Genomic DNA, 3,705 nt, shown 5'->3' on the forward strand with positions numbered 1-3,705 from the left:
GGAACCGTCTACCGCCTTAGCCCAAGCGGAGAATTCACCACGCTCTATGCTTTTAGCTTCGACTATCCCAGCCCCTCCTCCCCCGCGGGGGGCGTGATTCTCGACGAAGCCGGCAACCTTTATGGAACCACTACGTCCGGCGGCAATCTCGGCCAGGGCACGGTTTTTATGTTGGACCCAAGCGGAAAGGAGACGACCTTATTTATGTTCGACGGGGCGGACGGCGCAACTCCTTACGGAGGCCTCACCAGAGACGGAGCTGGCAACCTTTACGGCACAACATCCCTTGGCGGCGCTGGCTATGGAATCGTCTACAAGCTTGATTCCTCGGGGGTTGAAACCGTGCTCTACACTTTCACCGGCGGAGCTGACGGCGGCTCCCCTTACTCGGGCGTAATTCTGGATGGCAAGCACAACCTCTACGGCGCTGCCGGATTGGGCGGGGGAAGTTACGGCGTCGTCTATAAGCTCTCACCGACAGGCGACGAGACTGTTCTATGTACCTTTCCCGACTTCGCCTCAGGAGCGGATCCTGAGTCGCGCCTTGTCCTTGATACGCAAGGCAATCTATATGGAACCGCTACTTATGGCGGAAGCAAAGGCGGGGGAATCGTCTTCGTACTCCAAAACGTCGCGCAGTAAGCTACTCCGATGCCGTCGCCGAATACGTCAGGCGCTTAAGCCGGTAGTGCACGGGAACGATAAGAGGGATAGTTAGCCCGTACTGTCGCCATGAGTGGCTGCCGTTGTGCATGTATAACGGTGAGTACGGAGTAAATCATGACAAAAGTAACACTACTAGCCGCCGGCTTTCTCCTGTTGGGAACCGGAATGACGAGGGCTCAAGAAACCGCCAGGATGCCGTCGGGCGATGCGCGCCTGATTAAAGAGGTCAGACACGAACTGGTTACTCTTCCTTACTACGGCGTGTTTGACGACCTAGCTTACCGCGTCGACGGCAACAATGTAACCCTCTTCGGGGTGGTGACGCGGCCTACCTTGAAATCCGACGCGGAGAACGCGGTCAAGCGGATTGAGGGTGTCGGCCAGGTGGTCAATGAGATCAAAGTGCTGCCGCCATCACCGATGGACGACCAACTGCGCCGGGCGGTGTTCCGCGCGATCTACGGACAAGGGCAACTGGCGACGCGGTATGCATATCAGGCCGTTCCCTCCATTCACATCCTGGTCGATAATGGGCATGTCACGCTGACCGGCGTGGTGGATAACGAGATGGATAAGAATATCGCCGGTATTCAGGCGAAGCAAGTACCGAACGTGTTCTCGGTGCAAAACGATCTGCGCGTTCAGAAATAGGTCAGAGTCTTACTTAAGACCTTGCACAATGTGCAGTTCGGAAAGGTCCTGAATACACGAGTAAGTGTAAGCTTTCCCATCTGGAGTTACCCGCAGGCTATTCACGTTATCCGTCCCGGCTCGGTCGGAGGGCGCGATCTCCCGCATGAGTTCGCGATGACCGGTCTTCCAGTTCAAACGGTACACTTTGGCGGGCAGGCCGTTGCGATTGAACACGAATAACTCCTGACCGTCCTGGCTCCAACCCGCGAGCCGGTCCCCAGGCGAGAGAGAAAGCTCTTGCGGAGCGCCTCCGGCCACGGGATAGATGAAGCCTTTGCCGGAAGGCGGGGTACTTACAAAATAGGTCACGTCGGGGGACGGCATTGCCGTGGTTCCTTCGGGCGTAACGGCTCGCGGCGAGGCGCCGTTTAGATCCGTAATATAAGCTCTCAGACCGTGACCCGGCGCCCTACCCACAAACCAAAGTGTCTTTCCGTCGGGAGAGGGCCCGGCATCGGTAAGTTCGAAACCGGGTATGGGGATGCGCTGCGCCGACCCAGGTCCCACCGGATAGATGAGGATACTGTGCAAGTCCGTCGTCACGGTCCCGACATATTGATCGTCGCTGGATAACCATCCCGGATTGCCGCCCGGTCCGAGGAGCACGGCGGGAGCGCCGCTGGTGTCGCGGAGGTAGATCTGCTGGTCGTCTCCGGCGCCCTCGCCGGATTCGTTGAACAGGATAAACTTCGCATCGCGCGAGATGCCCGTAACTAACGACCAATCCAGCCACGAAAGCTCCTTCTCCTGCGTGTCGGAAGGGCCGCGGAACATCGCTTTCGCCCGCAGTTCGATACTCGCCAGAAGAACGCGGCCATCGCGCGAGATATCGTGCAGCACGGTGGCAACGGATTGCCGGAACACCACGCGTTCGCGGCCGGATAGAGTAACCGCGCGCAGGTCGGTCCTGCCCCCGGACTTAGCGGCGGTGAACCAGATCTCATTGCCCTGTGGAGTCCACGCGAGTCCTTCCGCGTCGGCATACTCGGCGGTGAGTAGCTTCTTGTGTCCGGCGCGATCGATTACCGCGACACTGCCCTGATTGGAATTCGAGAGCGGATGATCCAGAAAGGCGATGCGGCGGCCGTCGGGGGAAACGCGAGGCTCGCCGATATATCCGGGCGTCGTATAGAGCACGTTGCCGACGGGGAACTCCAGTTGCGTTCCGCGATCGGTTTCTCTGGCGACGGCCATCTCCTTTCCGTCGGGCGACCAATCCGCGAAATCGATGCCGGCTTCTATCGCGCGCGCGGCGCCCCCGGATAACGGCGCCCGAGCCAGCATGCCGGCGCGAACGAACGGATTGCGTCCCAGGATTGTGTTCTGAGCGAGGGCGAGTTCACCGGACGCGGAGACGGCGAGCAGGGCGGTATCGGTGAAGCCCAAAGGCCGGGAACCGGGGCTGTCGCCTCTCGTCGTGAAAACTTCGCCGGGCTCATCCTCCCAGCGCGCGCTGTACACCACGCTGTTCGCGTCGGCCGTGAATCGCGCCGCCTGAACCGTGCCGCGACGGAAGGTGAGCCGGTGGAACTGCAAGTCCGGTTTCGGCCGGAAGTATAGCCAAGCCAGCGTGACGCAACCGAGCGCAAACAGAGCAGCCAGCGCCCATGGGAGGCGATTCCGTTTCGGCTGTGAAGCGAGCGCGACCGGTTGCGGCCGGCCGTCGGTAATGAGCGCGGTGTCGAGGGCAAACGCGATATCGCTTACCGATTGGAACCGCTGCTCGGGAGTTTTCTCGATACAGTGGCCGACGATGCGCACCAGCGCGGGCGAATCGACCCCGCGCAGATCCGGCTCCGTGGTCAGGATGGCGGTCAACAGATCGGCCAGCGTGTCACCCGGGAAGGCGCGGGTTCCGGTCAGCATTTCGTAAAGCACGCATCCGAAGCTGAAGATATCGGAGCGCGTATCGACCGCTTGCCCGCGCGCCTGCTCGGGCGACATATAGGGCGCCGTGCCCATGATCAGTCCCGCGCTGGTCACCATGCTGATGGTGGCCCCGACGCGCGGTTGGGTTGAGGTTACTTTGGCCAGTCCGAAATCGAGAATCTTGACCGCGCCGCCTTTGGTAATGAACAGATTGTCGGGCTTGATATCGCGATGGACGATGCCTTTGGCGTGTGCCGCGGCCAAACCGCAGGCGATCTGTTTTGCGTAATCGACGGCTTGCGCGACCGGGAGCTTGCCGCGTTTCAGGCGGCTGCTGAGAGATTCGCCTTCCAGAAGTTCGGTGACGAGATAGGGTTCATGCCCGTCCGCGCCGACGTCGTACACCGTCAGGATGTTGGGATGGTTGAGCGCGCTGGCGGATTGCGATTCGACGTGAAAGCGCCGCAGCAGTTCGTC

The 3,705-nt window shown here is 60.5% G+C and carries 3 protein-coding genes; 2 read left to right on the top strand and 1 reads right to left on the bottom strand.

The annotated features are described in order from the left end of the window. Together H1Y01_RS13260 and H1Y01_RS13265 are read left to right on the top strand one after the other, a co-directional pair. Positions 1–642: choice-of-anchor tandem repeat GloVer-containing protein (locus tag H1Y01_RS13260; RefSeq protein ID WP_219341524.1), on the top strand; the 642-nt coding region annotated here is incomplete at its 5' end. A gap of 138 nt (positions 643–780) precedes the next feature. Continuing rightward, entirely contained in the window at positions 781–1,317 is a 537-nt protein-coding gene (locus H1Y01_RS13265) for a BON domain-containing protein (protein ID WP_180540994.1), read from the top strand. A 9-nt stretch (positions 1,318–1,326) separates the two neighbouring features. Here the strand turns inward: H1Y01_RS13265 and H1Y01_RS13270 are convergent. Further along, positions 1,327–3,705 (bottom strand): serine/threonine-protein kinase (locus H1Y01_RS13270; RefSeq protein ID WP_180540995.1); only part of this gene is annotated, 2,379 nt, incomplete at its 5' end.

This window comes from Nevskia soli, from assembly GCF_903970205.1.
Taxonomy (GTDB): domain Bacteria; phylum Acidobacteriota; class Terriglobia; order Bryobacterales; family Bryobacteraceae; genus Bog-113.